Annotated in this window: 15 protein-coding genes and 2 pseudogenes; 12 read left to right on the top strand and 5 right to left on the bottom strand. The window is 31.5% G+C overall.

Going from position 1 to position 20,649, the window contains the following annotated elements; all coding sequences use genetic code 11:
* The gene (glmS, locus tag PG912_RS00910) at nt 1-1,857 is read left to right on the top strand and encodes a glutamine--fructose-6-phosphate transaminase (isomerizing) (protein WP_275688118.1); all 1,857 of its coding nucleotides are present in this window, start codon (nt 1-3) and stop codon (nt 1,855-1,857) included.
* On the opposite strand, the gene PG912_RS00905 is transcribed toward glmS, so the two are convergent.
* Complete coding sequence (locus PG912_RS00905) at nt 1,818-2,183, bottom strand: hypothetical protein (RefSeq protein WP_275688117.1); 366 nt, start codon at nt 2,181-2,183, stop codon at nt 1,818-1,820. The two genes, glmS and PG912_RS00905, sit on opposite strands and share 40 nt — an antisense overlap.
* 114 nt (nt 2,184-2,297) lie before the next feature.
* On the opposite strand from PG912_RS00905, the gene PG912_RS00900 reads away from it, so the two are divergent.
* From PG912_RS00900 to PG912_RS00870, 7 genes and pseudogenes are all read left to right on the top strand, one after another.
* Nucleotides 2,298-2,711 carry an HYC_CC_PP family protein gene (locus tag PG912_RS00900; RefSeq protein WP_408648421.1) on the top strand — a complete coding sequence of 138 codons (414 nt, stop codon included), beginning with the start codon at nt 2,298-2,300 and terminating at the stop codon, nt 2,709-2,711.
* A 109-nt stretch (nt 2,712-2,820) separates the two neighbouring features.
* Entirely contained in the window at nt 2,821-6,525 is a 3,705-nt protein-coding gene (locus PG912_RS00895; RefSeq protein ID WP_275688115.1) for an efflux RND transporter permease subunit, read from the top strand.
* A gap of 1 nt (nt 6,526) precedes the next feature.
* Nucleotides 6,527-7,744: a TolC family protein gene (locus PG912_RS00890; protein WP_275688114.1), complete on the top strand. Its 1,218-nt coding sequence runs from the start codon at nt 6,527-6,529 to the stop codon at nt 7,742-7,744.
* 36 nt (nt 7,745-7,780) lie between these two features.
* Nucleotides 7,781-8,038, top strand: coding sequence for a heavy metal-binding domain-containing protein (locus PG912_RS00885; protein WP_275688113.1), 258 nt, complete (start codon nt 7,781-7,783; stop codon nt 8,036-8,038).
* Between the two features lie 85 nt (nt 8,039-8,123).
* Nucleotides 8,124-8,860 (top strand): annotated as a pseudogene (locus tag PG912_RS00880) (heavy-metal-associated domain-containing protein).
* Nucleotides 8,861-8,912: 52 nt separating this feature from the next.
* The gene (locus tag PG912_RS00875) at nt 8,913-9,461 is read left to right on the top strand and encodes a DUF2911 domain-containing protein (RefSeq protein ID WP_275688112.1); all 549 of its coding nucleotides are present in this window, start codon (nt 8,913-8,915) and stop codon (nt 9,459-9,461) included.
* Between the two features lie 10 nt (nt 9,462-9,471).
* Nucleotides 9,472-11,202: an efflux RND transporter periplasmic adaptor subunit gene (locus PG912_RS00870; protein WP_275688111.1), complete on the top strand. Its 1,731-nt coding sequence runs from the start codon at nt 9,472-9,474 to the stop codon at nt 11,200-11,202.
* Between the two features lie 130 nt (nt 11,203-11,332).
* Here PG912_RS00870 and PG912_RS00865 read toward each other — a convergent pair.
* Nucleotides 11,333-12,288, bottom strand: a pseudogene (locus PG912_RS00865) (endonuclease/exonuclease/phosphatase family protein).
* 79 nt (nt 12,289-12,367) lie between these two features.
* On the bottom strand, nt 12,368-13,711 hold the full coding sequence (gene gdhA, locus PG912_RS00860; RefSeq protein ID WP_260584787.1) for an NADP-specific glutamate dehydrogenase: 1,344 nt from the start codon (nt 13,709-13,711) through the stop codon (nt 12,368-12,370).
* A gap of 219 nt (nt 13,712-13,930) precedes the next feature.
* Here gdhA and pheS point away from each other — a divergent pair, with 219 nt between their 5' ends.
* The 4 genes from pheS to PG912_RS00840 all read left to right on the top strand — a co-directional run bounded on the left by pheS (nt 13,931) and on the right by PG912_RS00840 (nt 18,078).
* Nucleotides 13,931-14,950 carry a phenylalanine--tRNA ligase subunit alpha gene (pheS, locus tag PG912_RS00855; protein WP_260584786.1) on the top strand — a complete coding sequence of 340 codons (1,020 nt, stop codon included), beginning with the start codon at nt 13,931-13,933 and terminating at the stop codon, nt 14,948-14,950.
* A 58-nt stretch (nt 14,951-15,008) separates the two neighbouring features.
* Nucleotides 15,009-15,404, top strand: a complete 396-nt coding sequence (locus PG912_RS00850) for a hypothetical protein (protein WP_275688110.1) — start codon at nt 15,009-15,011, stop codon at nt 15,402-15,404.
* Nucleotides 15,405-15,455: 51 nt separating this feature from the next.
* On the top strand, nt 15,456-16,574 hold the full coding sequence (locus PG912_RS00845; RefSeq protein ID WP_275688109.1) for an SDR family oxidoreductase: 1,119 nt from the start codon (nt 15,456-15,458) through the stop codon (nt 16,572-16,574).
* A gap of 136 nt (nt 16,575-16,710) precedes the next feature.
* On the top strand, nt 16,711-18,078 hold the full coding sequence (locus tag PG912_RS00840) for an alanine/glycine:cation symporter family protein (RefSeq protein WP_275688108.1): 1,368 nt from the start codon (nt 16,711-16,713) through the stop codon (nt 18,076-18,078).
* Between the two features lie 395 nt (nt 18,079-18,473).
* Here the strand turns inward: PG912_RS00840 and PG912_RS00835 are convergent, their stop codons facing one another.
* The gene (locus PG912_RS00835; RefSeq protein WP_275688107.1) at nt 18,474-18,821 is read right to left on the bottom strand and encodes a HopJ type III effector protein; all 348 of its coding nucleotides are present in this window, start codon (nt 18,819-18,821) and stop codon (nt 18,474-18,476) included.
* A gap of 2 nt (nt 18,822-18,823) precedes the next feature.
* Nucleotides 18,824-20,578 (bottom strand): M28 family peptidase, encoded by a 1,755-nt coding sequence (locus tag PG912_RS00830; RefSeq protein WP_275688106.1) that lies wholly within the window; start codon nt 20,576-20,578, stop codon nt 18,824-18,826.
* Between the last annotated feature and the right edge of the window lie 71 nt (nt 20,579-20,649).

The following is a 20,649-nucleotide window of genomic DNA, read 5'->3' as shown; positions in this document are numbered from 1 at the left end:
ATGTGTGGAATAACTGGCTATATAGGTAATAGAGATGCTTATCCAATCGTGATAAACGGACTGAAACGTTTAGAATATAGAGGATATGATAGTTCTGGAATCATGATGTATGACGGACAAAGCATACATTTATCTAAAACTAAAGGAAAAGTTGCAGATTTAGAAGTCATCACTAATAACGATGAAAAAAGAAAAAAAGGAACTATCGGAATTGGACATACTCGTTGGGCAACTCATGGAATACCTAATAATGTAAATTCTCACCCTCATCTTTCTGAATCTGGTGATTTAGTTATTGTTCATAATGGAATCATTGAGAACTATGATACATTAAAAAAAGAATTAATATCAAGAGGGTACTCTTTTAAAAGTGATACCGATACTGAGGTTTTAATAAACTTAATTGAGGAAGTTAAAAAAAATGAAGGTTGCAAACTGGGTAAAGCTGTACAATTAGCACTTACGAGTGTTATTGGAGCTTATGCAATTGCGGTTTTTGACAAAACAAAACCAGATGAGCTAATTGTTGCCCGTTTAGGAAGTCCAATTGCCATTGGTATTGGAAAAGATAACGAAGAATTTTTCGTAGCTTCTGATGCCTCTCCTTTTATCGAATATACAAAAGATGCTATTTATTTAGAAGATGGTGAATTAGCCATCATCAAAAAGAATAAAGAAATTAGAGTTCATAAAATTCAAGGTGACAAAGAAATTGATGCTAACATTCAAAAACTTCAATTAAGCTTAGAGCAGATTGAAAAAGGTGGATATGATCACTTTATGTTAAAAGAAATTTACGAACAACCTAAAGCTATTATAGATACTTACAGAGGAAGAATGCTTCCTGATGAAGGCATAATTCGTATGGCTGGTGTTGATGACAATATATCAAAATTCACAAATGCAAATAGAATTATTATTATTGCTTGTGGTACTTCATGGCATGCTGGATTAGTAGGTGAATATCTTTTTGAAGATATGGCTCGCATTCCTGTTGAAGTTGAATATGCTTCTGAGTTCAGATATAGAAATCCGATTATTAACGAAAACGATGTCGTAATTGCAATTTCTCAATCTGGAGAAACTGCTGATACTTTAGCAGCTATTAAATTAGCAAAATCTAAAGGCGCATTTGTTTTTGGTATTTGTAACGTTGTGGGTTCTTCTATCGCTAGAGAAACTCATGCAGGTGCATATACACATGCAGACTCTGAAATTGGTGTTGCATCAACAAAAGCATTTACTACGCAAATAACAGTACTTTCGTTAATTGCATTAAAATTAGCGAAAGCAAAAGGAACTTTATCTACATCTGCAGTAAATACATATTTACAAACGATGCAGCAAATTCCTTCTCAAATAGAGAAATTACTACAAGCTGATGCACAAATTAAAGAAATTGCAAAAGTTTATAAAGATGCTAAAAATTGCTTGTATTTAGGTAGAGGATTTAACTTTCCTGTTGCTCTAGAAGGCGCTTTAAAGTTAAAAGAAATTTCATATATTCATGCAGAGGGATATCCTGCTGCTGAAATGAAGCACGGACCAATTGCTTTAATTGATGAAAACATGCCAATTTTTGTAATTGCGACAAGTAAGGGTCATTACGAAAAAGTAGTAAGTAATATTCAGGAAATTAAATCAAGAAGTGGTAAAATTATTGCTATCGTTACTGAAGGTGATACTACTGTAAAAGAAATTGCAGATCACGTTATTGAAATTCCGGATACTGAAGAAGCTTTTACGCCGTTATTAACTACAATTCCTTTTCAGTTATTATCGTATCATATTGCGGTATTATTAGAAAAAAATGTAGATCAACCTAGAAACTTAGCAAAATCTGTTACGGTAGAGTAGTCACGAATGGGGGCACTTTGATTTGCCTTTTTACGACCTCTTTTTACAGGTAAAATAGATATAAGGGTTCCACTTTTGGAGCCCTTTTTATTTTCAAGAACAAGAGGGATTTTAAAGTTTATATTCAAAAGGTGTAATTTATTCTCCTTGTCATAGTTCACGGTTATAGAGTCTACAACAACCTTCAGAAACTCCTTTTTCATCTCGTCGGTAATATCATTTTGATTTTTGATATGCTCAGAGAAATTATCAAACCATTTTTTTTCAGTACCAATCTGTTTTAATTTATTATTTAAGACTTTATTAATTTCATATCTTAGTAACAATGGTTAAGCAAGTACTTCATAAAATAATCTCAATGACTTTAGTAGTGTTACTTTCTACTATGTCATTTACTATTGATATGCATTACTGTGAAATTTCATATCTTTGTAACAATGATTAAACAAATACTCCATAAAACAATCTCAATATCAATGGCTTTAGTAGTGCTACTCTCTACGATGTCATTTACTATTGATATGCATTACTGTGGAGGAACTTTAGTAGATACTGAAATATTTCAAAAAGCAAAAACTTGCGGAATGGAAATGCAAGAATCACAAACTAAAGATTGTTCAATCACTAAGAAGAATTGTTGTAATGATAAACAGACCGTTATTGATAGTCAGAATGAATTAAAATTATCTTTTGAAACACTTTCTTTTGAACAGCAACAATTTGTAGCTTCATTTATCTATACCTACATCAACCTTTTTAAAGATGCGGATGAAGATATTAACTCTTACAGAGATTATGCTCCTCCTTTGGTCGTCAGGGAATTATACAAACTTGACGAAACATATTTAATTTAATTTTTAAACAATAGACTGTATTGTCCTATAACTGAAATGTTATAAGGGTGATTTCTTGTATTCGGTATTCTCACAGATACCAATGTCTAACTGTTTAAAAAATAAATCAATGCTAAATAAAAGCATCAAATTTTTAATAGAAAATAAACTCGTTGCAGTTCTACTACTTACGCTGTTTGTAGGATGGGGAATTGTACACGCACCTTTTAATTGGGAAACAGGCTTTTTACCAAGTAATCCTGTTGCAGTAGATGCTATTCCTGATATAGGTGAAAATCAACAAATCGTATTTACTAAATGGGATGGTCGTTCGCCACAAGATATTGAAGACCAAATTACCTACCCACTAACAACATCATTACTTGGAATTTCAGGAGTTAAAACTATTCGTAGCTCATCTATGTTTGGCTTTTCAAGTATCTATATCATTTTTGATGAAGATGTAGATTTTTATTGGAGCAGAAGTCGAATACTCGAAAAGTTAAATTCGCTACCAAGTAATTTACTACCTGAAGAGGTTAATCCATCGTTAGGTTCAGATGCTACAGGATTAGGGCAAATATATTGGTATACTATTGAAGGTAGGGATGAGCAAGGAAATGTAACAGGCGGTTGGGATTTACACGAAATACGAAGTGTACAAGATTATTACGTTAAATATGCGCTTTCATCTGCAAGTGGTGTTTCAGAAGTAGCTTCAATAGGTGGTTTTGTGCAAGAATATCAGATTGATGTTAATCCAGAGTTAATGCGACAATACAATATTGGTTTAAATCAAATTGTAAAAGCAGTTAAGGAAAGTAACAAAGATATTGGAGCGCAAACTATTGAGATAAATCAAGCCGAATACTTAGTAAGAGGTTTGGGTTATATAAAGTCCATTTCTGACATCGAAAATGCGGTTGTTACTGCTGAAGACTTTACAGCAATTAAGATAAAAGACATTGCAAAAGTTACACTTGCACCAAAAGCAAGGAGAGGAATTTTAGACAAAGAAGGTGCAGAAGTTGTTGGTGGAGTTGTTGTAGCAAGATATGGAGCAAATCCTTTAGAGGTAATTAATAATGTAAAATCTAAAATAAATGAATTAAGCGCAGGGTTACCTTCAAAAGTATTGAAAGATGGTCGAACATCGCAACTTACTATAGTGCCTTTTTATGACAGGTCAGAACTTATTAAAGAAACATTAGGAACACTCAAAGAAGCATTAACATTAGAAATACTAATTACCATATTAGTTATCATTATTATGATGTTTAACCTTCGTGCTTCCATTCTCATTTCAAGCTTACTTCCTGTTGCTGTTTTAATGGTTTTTATAGCAATGAAACTCTTTGGAGTAGATGCTAATATTGTGGCACTATCAGGAATTGCAATTGCCATTGGAACTATGGTTGATGTTGGCGTTATTCTCTCCGAAAACATTATTAGACATTTAGAAGAAAACAAAGAAAAACTACCTATTAATGATGTTGTTTATAATGCAACAACAGAAGTTTCAGGAGCAATTATAACTGCTGTACTAACAACAATAATTAGTTTTGTTCCTGTATTTACTATGATTGGTGCAGAAGGGAAATTATTTAGACCTTTAGCATTCACAAAGACCTTTGCTTTAACAGCTTCTATTATTGTTGCCTTATTTTTAATTCCTCCTTTTGCATCCTTTTTATTTCAAAAAAGAAGCATTAAAAAGGTATCAAGATTAATTATCAATAGTCTTTTAATTCTATTGGGAATAACAGCACTAATTTATGGATATTGGCTTGGATTTATTTTGATTGCTTTCGGAATTTCATCTATTTTAAAATCGCAAGATAAGGTTATAGAAAAGCAAGCAAACTATATTGATATCATTATTTCTACTTTAGCAATTATATTCCTTTTAGCCGAATATTGGCGACCTTTAGGAGTTGATAAAAATATATTTTGGAATCTCTTTTTTGTGGCTATTATTTGTTTTGGGCTTTTAGGTATTTTCACATTATTTAGAAGATATTATACACGTATTTTAAATTGGGCTTTAGCAAATAAAATACTCTTTCTATCTATTCCAACAGCGATTGTTATTTGTGGGTTTTTAATTCTAAAAAATACAGGTAAAGAGTTTATGCCTTCACTTAATGAGGGTTCATTTCTACTAATGCCAACATCAATGCCACATTCAGGTGTTGAAGAAAATAAACGTGTTTTACAGCAATTAGATATGGCTGTCGCAACTCTTCCTGAAATTAAAACCGTTGTTGGTAAAGCTGGTCGTGTAGAATCTTCATTAGACCCTGCTCCTTTGTCTATGTACGAAAACTTGATTCAGTATAAACCTGAATATATGTTGAATGAAAATGGAGAACGGCAACGTTACAAAGTGAATAGTGAAGGCTTGTTTGAATTAAAAAGTGGAAGATTTATAGAGAATCCAAATAACTCTAAAAAGACTGTTACAATACCTGAGATAACAGTAAAAGAACTTATAGAGGATAGCGACGGAGAGTTTTACAGGAATTGGCGACCACAAATAAAATCAGCAGATGATATTTGGAATGAAATTGTACGTGTAACAAAATTGCCTGGAGTTACATCTGCACCAAAACTACAACCTATTGAAACACGTTTAGTAATGTTACAAACAGGTATGCGTGCGCCAATGGGAATAAAAGTTAAAGGTCAAGATTTAAAACAAATTGAAGCCTTTGGTGTGCAATTAGAAGCTATTTTAAAGCAAGTTGAAGGTGTTAAAATCGAAGCCGTTTTTGCTGATAGAATTGTTGGAAAACCTTATTTACTAATTGATATTGATAGAGAAAAAATTGGGCGTTATGGTATCTCTATACAAGACGTACAAGATATTTTAATGGTGGCTGTTGGTGGAATGGAAATAACACAGACTGTTGAAGGTAGAGAACGTTATGGCGTTCGTGTTCGCTACCCAAGAGAATTAAGAGCTAATCCAACAGACTTAAAGAATATTTATGTGCCTGTTGCAAAAGGTGGTTCGATTCCTTTAGGAGAACTAGTTACAATTAAATATGAACAAGGAGCGCAAGTCATTAAAAGTGAAGATACTTTTTTAATTGGCTACGTACTGTTTGATAAATTGAGTGATTATGCAGAAGTAAGCGTTATAGAAAATGCACAAGCATTAATTCAATCAAAAATAGATTCAGGAGAATTAACTGTTCCTAAAGGAATTAACTACCAATTTACAGGAACGTATGAAAATCAGATAAGAGCCGAAAAAACGTTAGCAGTTGTAGTACCATTAGCATTATTAATCATTTTTTTAACCCTCTACTTTCAATTTCGTTCAGTAGCAACTTCTTTAATGGTATTCACAGGTATTGGAGTAGCATTTGCAGGAGGTTTTATAATGATTTGGTTGTATGGTCAAGATTGGTTTTTAAACATCAATTTCTTTGGTGAAAATCTGCGAGAATTATTTCAGATGCACACCATTAACTTAAGTGTTGCAGTTTGGGTTGGTTTTATTGCACTATTTGGAATTGCTACCGATGATGGCGTTGTGATGGCGACCTACTTAACACAAACATTCGACAGGAATAAGCCTACAACCAAAAAAGGTATTAGAGCGTCGATTGTAGAAGCAGGAGAAAAACGTATTCGCCCTTGCTTAATGACAACAGCTACAACCATTTTAGCATTACTACCTGTATTAACTTCAACTGGTCGAGGAAGTGATATAATGATTCCTATGGCTATACCAAGTTTTGGCGGAATGTTAATCGCATTAATAACCTTATTTGTTGTTCCTGTTTTATATAGTTGGAAGCAAGAAATACAACTTAAAAAGAATTAAGATGAAGAAACTATTTTATATACTATTTGGTGTTTTAAGTTTCAATGTTTCTAATGCACAAGAGTTAAAAACATTAATTAAAGAAGGATTAGCAAATAATCCTAAAATTCAAATATTCGAATTAAAACATCAAGTTGCAAAAGAAAAAGTAAGCGAAGCAAATACACTTCCTAACACTCAAATAGGTGTTGGTTATTTTGTAAGTGAACCTGAAACACGAACAGGAGCGCAACGTTTTAAGATTTCTGCTAAACAAATGTTACCTTCTTTTGGTTCAATAACTGCAAGAGAGAATTATAAAAATTCTTTGGCAGATGCTGTTTATGAAGATGTTGTTATCGCACAACGAAAATTGGTAGCATCCATATCGCAATCCTACTATAATTTATATGCATTGAAAGAGAAACAGACTGTTTTAAATGAAAACATAGTCTTACTTAAAACCTATGAAGAGTTAGCATTAACTTCTGTTGAAGTTGGAAAAGCATCAGCGGTAGATGTATTGCGCTTACAGATGCGACAAAATGAATTAGAGCACCTCAAACAAGTTTTGGAGCAAGATTATTTAGGAGAACAAACTGTATTAAATAAGTTGTTAAATAGAGAAAAAAATATTGTAATATCTATTGATACTGAATTAACAATGCCTTCTGAAAGTGTGCTAATCAATTCAGAAAATTTAGCACTACACCCTGAACTATTAAAATATGAAAAACTCTACGAATCTATTGAAAAATCAGAATTATTAAATCAGAAAGAAAGTAATCCTATGTTTGGGATTGGATTGGATTATATCGCAGTTTCAGAAAGACCAAATCTAGACTTTAATGATAACGGAAAAGACATTATAATGCCAATGGTTAGCGTTTCTATTCCAATTTTCAACAATAAATACAAGTCTAAAACAAAGCAAAACAAGTTACTTCAAAAAGAGATAAACTTTCAAAAGAAGGACAAATTAAACCAATTAGAAACAGTGCTTGATAAAGCGGTTAAAAAAAGTAATTCAGCGAGAATAAGTTACAATACACAAACAAAAAACTTAAAACAAGCCAAAGATGCCGAAACCATTTTAGTAAAAAATTACGAAACAGGAACGATTAGTTTTAATGATGTACTCGATATTCAAGAACTACAATTAAAGTTTCAAATTAACCAAATCGAGTCTATTAAGACCTACTTTTTACAGGGAGCAATTATTAACTATTTAACAAATTAAAATTCAATTAAATATTAACTATAAAATCAATTAAAAATGAAGACAGTAAAAACAATTTTAGGAGTTTTAGTATTAGCTTTAATGCTAGCAACAGTATCGTGTAAAGATGCTAAAAAAGAGGACTCAACTACTAAAACGGAACAGTCGGAAAAGAAAGGAAAAGAACATACATCTGATTATGTGTGCCCAATGCATTGTGAAGGTAGCGGAAGCGATGCGGAAGGTGAATGTCCAAAATGCGGAATGGATTATAAAAAAAACAAAGAACATAATGCAAATGGGCATAAGCATTAATTAATACAGAATGTGGCAACATTTAATGGATGTTGCTACATTTAATATTACAGTTAGTATTCTTATTGAATTTAAAATTATCAAAATGAAACATACTTATAAAATTTCTGGAATGACTTGTGGCAGTTGTAAAGCATCGGTCGAAAAAAGTTTAAATGACATACAAGATGTTACTAATGTTGAAATTAATCTTGAAAAGGAAGAAGCAATAATTACAATGAGTAGTCATATTGAAGTAAAAACATTACAAAAAACATTGCCTTCTAAATATGCAATTTCAATGAAGGAGCATAAAAATGTTTTCGCTTCTAAACAAAATTCAAATTTTGGTATAGAAGAAGAAAAAAGCAAGCTTCAACAACTAAAACCTTTATTATTAATTATCTTTTATATAGCAGTTGCAAGTATACTATTACATTATCAAAATTGGAGCTGGAGCGAATTTATGCTTGATTTTATGGGTTTATTCTATATTGTATTTAGCTTCTTTAAAATGTTAGATTTAAAAGGATTCCCCGAATCTTTTAAAATGTATGACCCTTTAGCAAAACGTATTCCCATATACGGATGGATTTACCCTTTTATAGAAATTGCTTTAGGTCTACTATTTTAATGCGGTTTGAAGTGAATATAGCTTTAATAGTTACGCTTGTTGTATTAGGAATAACCACTATTGGAGTAATTAAAACACTTTTAGACAAAAAAACAATACAATGCGCTTGTTTAGGAACAGCTTTGAAGTTACCAATGACAGAAGCAACCTTTATAGAAAACGCTATTATGATTATAATGGCAGTATTAATGCTAATTGGAATTAATTAAAAAATAAATTATGAAAAATTTAATAATAGTACTTGTGTTAACAGTTGCAGTTTTGAGCTGTAAAAGAGGAACAAAGCAAACAGAAAAAAACGAACATAATAATCATGTTACAACATCAGATAAGAATGGAGTACCTAAGAAGAAAGTGTTAATCCCACATACATCTACAATGAAAATGATTGGTGACACTCACATTCATATTGATTATTCTTCGCCAGGAGTTAGAGGACGAATTATTTTCGGTGGTTTGGTTGGTTATGATAATGTATGGCAAGCAGGAGCGCATAATGCAACTTGGATAGAAACCAATAAGGATTTAATCATTAATGATAAAGTTCTTCCAAAAGGGAAATATGGCTTTTTCACAATTCCATCAAAGGAGGATTGGACTATAATGATTAATAAAAATTGGGAGCAACACGGAAAAGATGAATATGATGAAAAGGATGATGTGATACGATTTAAAGTAACACCAATTATTTCAGATAAAATTATAGAGCATTTAGAGTATAAAGTAAATAAGATTAGTGAAACCAAAGGTACTATTTCTCTTGCATGGGAAAAAGTGACAATTAGCTTTCCATTTAGAATAAATCAATAAACTAATTAAGATGAAAAAGGTATTAATTTATATTGGAATATTAGCTGTTGGTCTACTTTTAGGATGGTGGTTTTTTGGAAATTCATCTAATGAAGAAACTGAACACAAACATTCTGAAACAGCTAAAACTAATCAAATGTGGACGTGTTCTATGCATCCGCAAATAATGCAGCCAGAAGCAGGCGATTGCCCTATTTGTGGTATGGATTTAATTCCTGCCGAAACAAGTGCAGAAGGATTAAATGCTAATGAGTTTAAGCTAACAAAGAACGCAATGGCATTGGCTAATATACAAACGTCTGTTGTTGGTTATAACACAAGTGACGATGCAACAATTAAGCTCTCAGGAAAGATTGTTGAAAATGAAGAAGCAAACGTTGTACAGGCGAGTTACTTTTCAGGAAGAATAGAGCGCTTAAATGTAAATTCAATAGGAGAAGAAGTAAGAAAAGGCCAATTATTGGCAACTATTTATTCACCAGAATTATTTGCGGCACAACAAGAGTTAATTACAGCCTCTTCATTAAAAGAAACGCAACCTGCACTATATAAAGCGGTTCGCAATAAATTAAAACTCTGGAAAATTTCAGAAAACCAAATCAATCAAATTGAAGCCTCAGGAAAAGTAAAACAAAACCTTCCTATTTACGCAACCGTTTCAGGAACTGTTTCAGAAAAATTAGTTGAACAAGGCGATTATGTTAAGCAAGGACAAGCCTTATTAAAAATAACAAACTTAAATACTGTCTGGGCACTGTTTGATATCTATGAAAATCAAATTGAGCTATTTAAAAAAGGGCAGGATATTACGGTTACTACAACTGCGTATCCAAATAAAGAATTTAAAAAGAAGGTAGATTTTATTGACCCTACCTTTAATTCAGCAACAAGAACCCTTAAACTTCGAGTAGTATTAAATAATAAAAAGCGTGAATTCAAAATAGGAATGTTTGTTGAAGGTCGTATAAAAAATACACTATCAAACGAAGGACAAAGTTTAATGATTCCTGCAACTGCAATATTGTGGACAGGAGAACGCTCTGTGGTTTATTTAAAAACAAATCCTGATGAACCAATTTTTGAAATGAAAGAAGTCACAATTGGTAGGCAATTAGGAGAACAATACGAAGTTGTTGATGGACTTAAAAATGGAGAACAAATTGTAACAAATGGCACATTTACAGTAGATGCTTCTGCTCAGTTACAAGGTAAAAAGTCAATGATGAATAAAGGTGGTGGGAAAATGATGACGGAACACGAAGGACACATTGGTATGGAAATGTCAAGCATCACAGAAAATGAACGTCTTAAAGTGTCTGTCAAGTTTCAGGAACAATTAAAAATGGTTTTCAATAGCTATATAAAATTAAAAGATGCATTAATTAAAGACGATGCAAATAATACTTTAGAGAATTTAGCTAAAGTCGAAATGAAACTACTAAAAGATAAAAAAGCACATACGAATTGGATGACTTTAAAAAATAATATTAAATCTTCCGTTAGTTCAATTTCAGATACAGCAGATATAATAGAGCAAAGAAGCCACTTTAAGTATTTGTCAATTAATTTAATAAATGCTATTGAAACCTTTGGAATAAATGAGAAGGTTTACAGTCAATTTTGTCCTATGGCTGATAATGATAACGATGCATATTGGTTAAGTATAGAAGAAAAAGTACTAAATCCATATTTTGGCGATGCAATGTTAAAATGTGGTAGTGTAAAACAGGTGATTGAGTAAATTACTAAAAAAAGACTTCTCAAAGAAACTTCAAAAAATTAAAACAGATATTGAAATTTTAAAGAACAAATTAAATCAGTAATTAATTTATAATATAAAAAAAACCGAAGAACTATTTCTTTGGTTTTTTTTATTCCTTTTCGAAAGTAAGATACACCGGAAAATGATCTGAATATCCTCCTTGATACCAAGGACCAATATAGGTTCTAAAAGGACTATTTTTAAACTTTCCTTTATAAAAACGCAACCAATCTTCTTTTAAAATATCCGCTTTTAAAAAGCTAAAATTACTTTTTTCTGCATCAAAAAAATCTCTTGAAAAAATAATTTGATCAAACAAGTGCCATTCTTTGTAAAAAGTTAAAGTTCCTTGCCCCTTTTTAAATAACGATTTCATAGGATTGTATAAATCATCAGTAACTAAAAAATCTTCAATACTCTCACTTATTGGATCATCATTAAAATCACCCATAATGATAAATTTAGCCGCGGAATCTTCCTTTTTTATAGTATCTAAAACCTCATGTACGTGTTTTGCTGCTTTAATCCGTTTATCTTTGGTTTCCATATCTCCATCTCTTCTAGAGGCCAATGATTTACTAAAACATATAGTAACTCTCCATGTAACTTTCCTTTTACCACTAACAAATCTCTTGTGTAATCAACAGCACCTTTATCATCAGTTAAATGTAGCGAATGCACATCCGAAGTTATCACTTTAAAAAAGTCTTTATTATAAAGTAACGCTACATCAATTCCTCTTTCATCAGGAGAATCATAATGAACATAATTATAGTTATATTTTGATAAATTTTTATGTTTTGCTAAATCTTTAACAACCTTAGCGTTTTCAACTTCTGCCAATCCGATAATAGCAGGTGGAAAAGCAGATTTATTTTTACCAATTTGACTGATTACAGAAGTCAATTTTTTAACTTTATGACGGTATTTTTCATGATTCCATTTGCGTTTACTTGCTGGTGTAAAATCATCATCCGCAGTTAAAGGATTATTAGTAGTATCAAACAAGTTTTCTACATTATAAAAAGCAACGGTAAAAACATTTTTTCTTTTTGATCTTGACATTCAATAAATTTTAACGAAAGTACTAAATAAAAAAACACGCTATAAATAGCGTGTTTTTTAATATTTTAAAAAGTAATAATTACACTACTCCTTGATCTAACATTGCATCAGCAACTTTTACGAAACCAGCAACATTTGCTCCTTTTACGTAATCTACAAAACCATTTTCATCAGTTCCATATTCAACACAAGATGCGTGAATATCATTCATAATTTGGTTTAATTTTGCATCAACCTCTTCTCTAGTCCAGTTATAACGTAATGAATTTTGACTCATTTCTAAACCAGATGTTGCAACTCCACCAGCATTTGATGCTTTTCCTGGAGCGAATAAAATTTTAGCTTCTAAAAATGCTTCAACTGCTTCTGGTGTAGAAGGCATGTTTGCACCTTCTGCAACACACATACATCCATTTGCTAATAATGTTTTAGCTTCTTCACCGTTTAACTCATTTTGAGTCGCACAAGGTAAAGCTACATCACATTTTGTTCCCCAAGGACGTTCTCCTTTAAAGAATTTTGCATTTGGATATTTCTCAACATACTCATTAATTCTTCCTCTACGAACATTTTTAATCTCCATAACGTGTGCTAATTTCTCAGCATCAATTCCGTCAGCATCATAAATATATCCCGATGAATCAGACATAGTAACAACTTTACCACCTAATTCAGTAACTTTTTCAGTAGCATATTGCGCTACGTTTCCAGATCCTGAAACCGCTACTATTTTCCCACTAAAAGAATCTCCTTTAGTTTTTAACATGTTTTGTGCAAAATACACATCCCCGTAACCTGTAGCTTCTGGTCTAATTAAAGAACCACCCCAAGATGCTCCTTTACCTGTTAAAACACCAACAAACTCGTTACGTAATTTTTTATATTGACCGAACATAAATCCGATTTCTCTTCCTCCAACACCAATATCTCCCGCAGGAACATCAGTATTTGCACCAATATGACGGAATAACTCAGACATAAAAGCTTGACAAAAAGCCATTACCTCACGGTCAGATTTTCCTTTTGGATTAAAATCAGAACCTCCTTTTCCTCCACCCATAGGTAAAGTGGTTAATGAGTTTTTGAATACTTGTTCAAATCCTAAAAACTTTAAGATTGATAAGTTTACAGAAGGATGAAAACGCAATCCACCTTTATACGGTCCAATAGCTGAATTAAATTCAACTCTATATCCTCGGTTTACTTGAGTTTCTCCTTTATCATCAACCCAAGGAACTCTAAACATTAAAGTTCTTTCTGGCTCCACCATTCTTTCTAACAATTTTTTTCCTTGATACTTAGGATTGTTTTCAATAAATGGAATTACAGTTTCTGCTACTTCGTGAACAGCTTGTAAAAACTCTGGTTCATTAGAATTACGTTCCTTAACGTAATCCATAAATGCATTTATTTTAGATTCCATAATTTTAATTATGTTATATTATGATTTAAACAATTTTGTTCCGCAAATATAATTAATTTACAATTTGTTAAATTTAAAAAGATCAATTATTTGCTTATTTTTAAGAATTTAACACTCTTTTAATTTAATATATTTCAATAAACGATAACTCTTGGGAAAACCTACACTTTTTTCATTTTAAAATCATAAATTTGCAGCTTAATTATTCCGAAAAAAAAGATGTTAGATAAAGTAAAAGAACTGATTGGTGATGTAAAAGCTTTTCAAGCAACTTCTAAAGAAGAAGTTGAGGCTTTCAGAATAAAATATTTAGGTAGTAAAGGTTTATTAAAAGATTTATTTGCCGAATTTAAAAATGTTGATGCTGCAATGCGTAAAGATTTTGGGCAGGCATTAAATAATTTAAAAAAATCTGCTGAAAGTAAAGTTACCGAATTAAATGACACTCTAGATAACGCTGTTGAAGATAAAGGTATTTACGGAGATTTAACACGTCCTTCAGAACCAATAAATTTGGGTTCTCGTCATCCAATATCTTTAGTGAAAAATCAAATTATTGAGGTTTTTAATAGAATCGGATTCACTGTTTCTGAAGGACCAGAAATTGAAGATGACTGGCATAATTTCACTGCCTTAAACTTACCAGAATATCACCCAGCACGTGATATGCAGGATACTTTTTTTATTGATAAAAATCCTGATACTTTATTAAGAACACATACCTCATCGGTACAAGTTCGTTATATGGAAAATAACGAGCCGCCAATTAGAACTATTTCTCCAGGAAGAGTTTTTAGAAATGAAGATATTTCTGCGCGTGCGCACTGTATTTTTCATCAAGTAGAGGGTTTATATATTGATACTGATGTTTCTTTTGCCGATTTAAAGCAAACGCTTTTATATTTTACAAAAGAGATGTTCGGTAAATCAAAAATCAGATTACGTCCTTCTTATTTTCCGTTTACAGAGCCAAGTGCCGAAGTAGATATTTACTGGGGATTAGAAACAGAAACTGATTATAGAATTACAAAAGGAACCGGTTGGTTAGAAATTATGGGCTGCGGAATGGTAGATCCTAATGTATTAAAAAACGCAAACATCGATCCTAACAAATACTCTGGATATGCATTCGGAATGGGGATTGAACGTATTGCCATGTTATTATATCAAATTCCTGATATTAGAATGTTTTATGAAAACGACAAACGTTTCTTAGAGCAATTTAAATCGGTAATTTAATAAAACAATATAAAGACGAAAGCTCAAAACTTTCGTCTTTCCTTTTAAACTAATTAAAATGAAAAAAGACATACACGTACCTAAAGTTGAAAATGTAGAAATTGCCATCACTTTAGAAAAAAACCAGACAGATAATACTGATGAATGGTGTGTATACATCATTAATAAAAAAGAAGTGCCTTTAGAAATGGTGGTAATTGTTTCTCAAGGATTTTCTGAAACAAAAAAAACGTCATTGTTCCGCAGAAAAATAGATTTATTGCCTGCTAATTCGTTTTCTAAATTTGAAATAATGCAACCAGAATTATTTGCTTTAGACAATCAATTTCAAGTTACTTTCTTCGAAAACAATGTTTTACATGACAAAACATTTATCTTTCAAGAAGGTACAATTCAAAAAGGCTTTTTTAGAGACATTGATATTTTAAATAAAAAAGGAGTTGTTTGTAAATAGGTAACACTGTATTTCTTCACAACAAATCAAAAAGATTAATTATACATTGAAATGGAACAAAATCAAATAAATGTTATTCTTACTGGTACAACTGGAACCTTAGGTTCTCAGGTTTTTTATGAATTATTACAACAAGATAATATTAAACATATATTTCTTCCTGTAAGAGAAAAAAATGGAAAATCAGCATTGCAAAGAATTCAAAACATATTGAATAATGATGCTACTCCAACATTTATTTCAGAAAATAAAGATTTAATTTATCAGAAAATAAAAGTTTTAGATATGGTTGCTTTCTTTAAGCCTGCAACTTTTTTATCAAAAGAAGAAACTAATTTTTTTATTCACTCGGCAGGAAGTGTAAATTTATCTACTGATGAATCGCAACGAGATATTATTTTTACTGGCGTTTATGAATTTACAAAAGATGTTTTTAATGCCTTTTCTTCCTACATCACAAAATTTACCTATATAAGTACCGCGTTTAGTATTGGTAATATTGGCGGGTTAATTGATAATGATTATCACAGTACAAAAAAACCTAAATACCGTAATTTCTACGAAGAAGCAAAACACACTACCGAAAAGTATTTATTAAAAAAAGGAAAAGAAAATAATATTGCCATTCAAATATTAAGACCTAGTGTTTTAGGAGGTAATATTTTTAAAAGCGCTCCTTATTTTATTTCAAACTACATGGTTTATTATCTTTTAGGTAAGTTTTTTTATAAAAACCCGTTGGCAAATACTTCTATTAGACTTGCAGCAAACTTTAAAACAGGTTTAAATATTATTCCTGTTGATTATGTTGCCAAAATAATAGCCAACGTATATCAAAAACAAATAGTACAACTTAACATTGTGCACTCTAAGAGTACAAACATTGTAAAAGGAATGGGAAGAATTTTAAAAGCGGTGGAATTTAATAATTTCACTATTTTAAATTCATCAACAGGAGGTGCCCTCTTAAAAGGTAAAAACAGGCTAGAAAGCATTTATTACAAAACTATTGGCTTGCATTTAAACCAATACCTAACTTCTGAGCCTTATGAGTACGATACAAGCTTATTAGAATCAATACTACCAATACCCAAATATAATACCGAAGACTATTTAGAAAACACAATTAGTTACGCTAAATCAAGAAAATTTAAAGGAGAAGATTGGTAAATCTAAAATTAAAAAAGAAGTAACCTTAGTGCAAATTAAGGTTACTTCTTTTTTATTATACCATTGTTATTAAATTAATCGAATACCTTTTTTAAAAATTAATAGTAGTAATTACACTTAAAATAAAAACGCTCATATGTTTGTTGATATTCAAAATACAGTCGCCAATTTTTCTTCATGGATATGGGGAATCCCTTTATTAATATTACTAATCGGTGGCGGATTATGTTTATTTGTATATTCAGGCTTGGTTCCTTTTAGATATATGGGGCATGCCATTGCTATTTTAAGAGGAAAATACGACAAACACGATTCTCCTGGAGATTTATCGCATTACGAAGCCTTATCATCTGCCATTGCTGCAACGGTAGGAATGGGAAACATTAGTGGTGTTGCCATCGCGATAGCCACTGGTGGTCCTGGTGCTATTTTTTGGATGTGGGTAAGTGCTTTTGTAGGTATGGCAACCAAATTTTTCACCTGTAGTTTGGCAATAATGTATCGAGGTGAAGATAAAGAAGGAAATGCAAAAGGAGGACCAATGTATGTAATTACCGAAGGTTTGGGTAAAAAATGGAAACCTTTAGCTATTTTCTTTTCTACTGCTGGTTTAGTAGGAACTTTGCCTGCCTTTCAAGCCAATCAACTAACACAAACCATTATTGATGTTTTTAAAGTAAATCAAGCTAATGAATTTACTGCTAAATTATTAATCGGATTAACAATTGCAGTAATTGTTTCGATGGTAATTTTTGGCGGAATCCAACGAATAGGAAAAGTAGCAGGTAAATTAGTTCCCATAATGGTAGTTGTTTATTTATTAACTGTAATAACTATTTTACTTTTAAAGTTTGATAAAGTTCCTGGAATATTTTCACTAATATTTACCGATGCTTTTTCAGGGAAATCAGTTTTAGGTGGTGCATTAGGAGCTTTAATAATTACCGGAGTTAAACGTGCTGCTTTTTCTAACGAAGCAGGTTTAGGAACCGCACCTATGATGCACGGAACCGCAAAAACTAAAGAGCCAATTAGAGAAGGTTTAGTGGCTATGTTAGGCTATGCAATAGATACCTTATTGGTTTGTACATTAACCGCATTGGCAATTTTAGCTTCTGGTGTTTGGCAAAATTTTGATGGTAACGGTATTTCAATGACCTTAGCTGCTTTCGATTCGGTTTTACCTTATCATTCAGGAAGTATCATTTTAACCATTTGTGTGTTAATTTTCGCTTTTTCAACACTGTTTACCTATTCATTTTACGGTTTTAGTTGTTTAAGCTTCTTAACAAGCTCTAAAACAGGAAAATATTACAATTATTTTTACATATTGGTAATTGTAATCGCTTCTATTATTAAGCTAGATTTTGTTATCAATTTAATGGATAGCGCCTATGCCTTAATGGCAATTCCAACGGTACTTTCTACACTTATTTTAGCTCCGAAAGTTAAAAAAGCAGCAAGTTTATATTTCCAAAAGTTAAAGTCAGGCGCTTTTGATTAAACATTCTTTTCTATATAAAACAAAACACCTATTGTAATTTATAGTTACCATAGGTGTTTTTATTTTGAAGCTATTTCCCGCTTTTCGCACTCGCTTTTTCCACCGCCGTTTTCGATACAAATTTTTCATGCTTCAAAATTCACTCAAACTTACAGTAAAAAAGAGCTCAAACAAATGCTACAATCGGGGCTAGGCTTATTAACGAATTTATTTCTATGCTATTTTTTTACTGGCTAAATCAACTATAAAAAACGTCATGCTGAATTTATTTCAGCATCGCATTACTTTTACAAATATAAGGATGAGAACCTGAAATAAATTCAGGTTGACGGATTCTATACTGTTTGAAATTAGCATCGCAAAAACTAAGATCTCTAGAAAATCAGGTTGTGAAACTACACTTTCTCTATTAACGTTTCATTCTCAAAAATCAATCCCTCAAAACCAGTATTCATAAAATTTCTGATATTTTGATGATCACTTCCATTCGGACTCCCTAGAACATCATTAAAATAATATTGTGCAAAACAAATCAACGTTTCTTCTTTGGTTAATTCTTGTTTCAAGGCAAAAGAAAACACTTTACACGAACCTAAATTTTCGGTGCTACTATTTTGTAAATCTCCATTTTTAAATGCAGATGGAGTAAAAACATAGTTCTCTTCAACAACACTCATCGTTTCTGAAAAATTAATGTCTTTCGGAGTGTTTCTTAATTTATTTTTAAAATTTTCTACCGTCATTATTATAATTTTTCTGAAGTCATAAGTGAATCCTTTTTAACAAGCTCTTTGATAACCTTTAAAGACATTGAATCAATTAATTTTTGAGATTTTTTAATCTCCTTTTTAAATGCTGTGCTATCTTTTACAATATCTGTTGTAGTTGTTGCTGTTTTAGCATACCAATTATTCCATGCAGAAATTATTGCTATTTGGGTTTTTAAAGAATCTCCTTTTGTTAGAGCCACTTCACTTTGGTACTGCTCTTCTTTCAGTCTAGAAATAGCCGCTTTTTCGATATTCATTAAAATTGATTTAGCAGTATTTTTATCAGCATTTAATAATGTAAAAGCGGATGTTAACGAAGTAACACCTACATTTTTTAAGGTAGTTTTAGATACTTTATCTATTCTATCATTATCAGTATGATAAAACTGATCTGTAAAATGCCAAAATAAAACACTCGGAATATCAGCCTTTAAAAACGGAACATGATCACTTCCTCCTTCAAAAGGATTTGTACTAACTACCCAATTTGCGCGTTTACCTTGCTCTTTAAATTTATCAATTAAAAAATCATTTAAATAATGAGGTTTCATTTCGCTTAATTTCATTTTTCTACCTCCCCATTCTGTATGTTTGTCTTTTCCGCGTGTCCAAATAGCACTTGGGTCTGGCATTTTTTCAATTAAAAAAGTACCTCCCGTTTTTTCGGTGTCTTCTCCAACCATATCAAGTGAAATTCCCCACTTTATATCTTTAGCCCTAATACTATCTTCTTTAACATATCGGTTTGTAGAAATAATTTCATCTCCCCATAAAAAAGTTAATGTTCTGTTCGGTGTAAATCGCTTCTCTTTTATAAATTTTGCAGTAAGAGTTGCCATTTCTAAAGCCACTCCTACTCCTGTTGCATTATCATTTGCACCAGGTTCTTGTATGTGCGCACTAAAAACTAAACGCTCTTTAGGGGATTTCGTCCCTTTTACATCCGCAATAATTGTTAATTCTTCTGATGGATAAATGTTCGTTTCTACATTTACGTTTAAAACAACCTTACCTTTTAATAACTTCGCTTTCAATTTTTCTTTAGCTTCATAAGACATTGCAATTGCCCATGCTTTTATATCTTCATTTAAAGGAATAGTTCTAAACTGAATAGAAGTCTTATTTTTTTTAGGCTGTAAATATTTCGGATTGCTATAAGTAATCACCCCTACTGCTCCTCCTTCTACAATAGCTTGCTTAAATATTCTACTAGGGCTTGTTTCTGCAAAAACAATTTTACCTTTTATATTTAATGTTTTTAGTTTCTGTATATCTTTTACATAAACGACTTCTGCAGTAACACCTTCTTTGGGTGTGCTGTGCGAATTTAAAGCAATCATGTTTCTATTGGTACTATGTTGTAACAAAGGAGTTTCTTCACCAACTATTTTCACCTCAGCATTAACAGATTCCCATGTTGGTTTTTCAAGTGGTCTTTTTTCAATTCTGTAAGTTAAAAAATCAGTATTCGTAGCAACACCTTCTTTTACAAATCCAGATTTTTCAAGCTCATCAGCAATTCTGTACACGCTTTTATTAAAACCTGTATTACCCACAACTCTCCAATATTTCTCGACGAAAGAAGTTGTTTCGAAAGCTAAATCGCCTGTAAATTCTTTATTAAGAACATCAAAATAATTTGAAGAATTTAAAACTTGAATCTCTTTTTCTTTCTTACAAGTAACAAAAGTTACAACAAGTACTATTACTAAAAGTATATTTTTAAACATGATATTTTTTTGAAGTTTAAAAGTACTATTTTTTTATGTTGAGAAACATATTTAACTATAAAGTTATAAAG

It is taken from the genome of Tenacibaculum retecalamus (assembly GCF_027941755.1).
GTDB lineage: Bacteria > Bacteroidota > Bacteroidia > Flavobacteriales > Flavobacteriaceae > Polaribacter > Polaribacter haliotis_B.
Note: the sequence above shows the minus strand (reverse complement) of the source record. Positions and strands in the feature narration are given on the sequence as shown.

What these genes read in the sequence shown, in the direction of transcription:
- glmS (WP_275688118.1), top strand. Translation starts at nt 1, where the DNA reads ATGTGTGGAATAACTGGCTATATAGGTAATAGAGATGCTTATCCAATC.
- PG912_RS00890 (WP_275688114.1), top strand. Translation starts at nt 6,527, where the DNA reads ATGAAGAAACTATTTTATATACTATTTGGTGTTTTAAGTTTCAATGTT.
- PG912_RS00840 (WP_275688108.1), top strand. Translation starts at nt 16,711, where the DNA reads ATGTTTGTTGATATTCAAAATACAGTCGCCAATTTTTCTTCATGGATA.
- PG912_RS00870 (WP_275688111.1), top strand. Translation starts at nt 9,472, where the DNA reads ATGAAAAAGGTATTAATTTATATTGGAATATTAGCTGTTGGTCTACTT.
- PG912_RS00830 (WP_275688106.1), bottom strand. Translation starts at nt 20,578, where the DNA reads ATGTTTAAAAATATACTTTTAGTAATAGTACTTGTTGTAACTTTTGTT.
- PG912_RS00895 (WP_275688115.1), top strand. Translation starts at nt 2,821, where the DNA reads ATGCTAAATAAAAGCATCAAATTTTTAATAGAAAATAAACTCGTTGCA.
- PG912_RS00835 (WP_275688107.1), bottom strand. Translation starts at nt 18,821, where the DNA reads ATGACGGTAGAAAATTTTAAAAATAAATTAAGAAACACTCCGAAAGAC.
- gdhA (WP_260584787.1), bottom strand. Translation starts at nt 13,711, where the DNA reads ATGGAATCTAAAATAAATGCATTTATGGATTACGTTAAGGAACGTAAT.
- PG912_RS00850 (WP_275688110.1), top strand. Translation starts at nt 15,009, where the DNA reads ATGAAAAAAGACATACACGTACCTAAAGTTGAAAATGTAGAAATTGCC.
- PG912_RS00885 (WP_275688113.1), top strand. Translation starts at nt 7,781, where the DNA reads ATGAAGACAGTAAAAACAATTTTAGGAGTTTTAGTATTAGCTTTAATG.
- PG912_RS00845 (WP_275688109.1), top strand. Translation starts at nt 15,456, where the DNA reads ATGGAACAAAATCAAATAAATGTTATTCTTACTGGTACAACTGGAACC.
- pheS (WP_260584786.1), top strand. Translation starts at nt 13,931, where the DNA reads ATGTTAGATAAAGTAAAAGAACTGATTGGTGATGTAAAAGCTTTTCAA.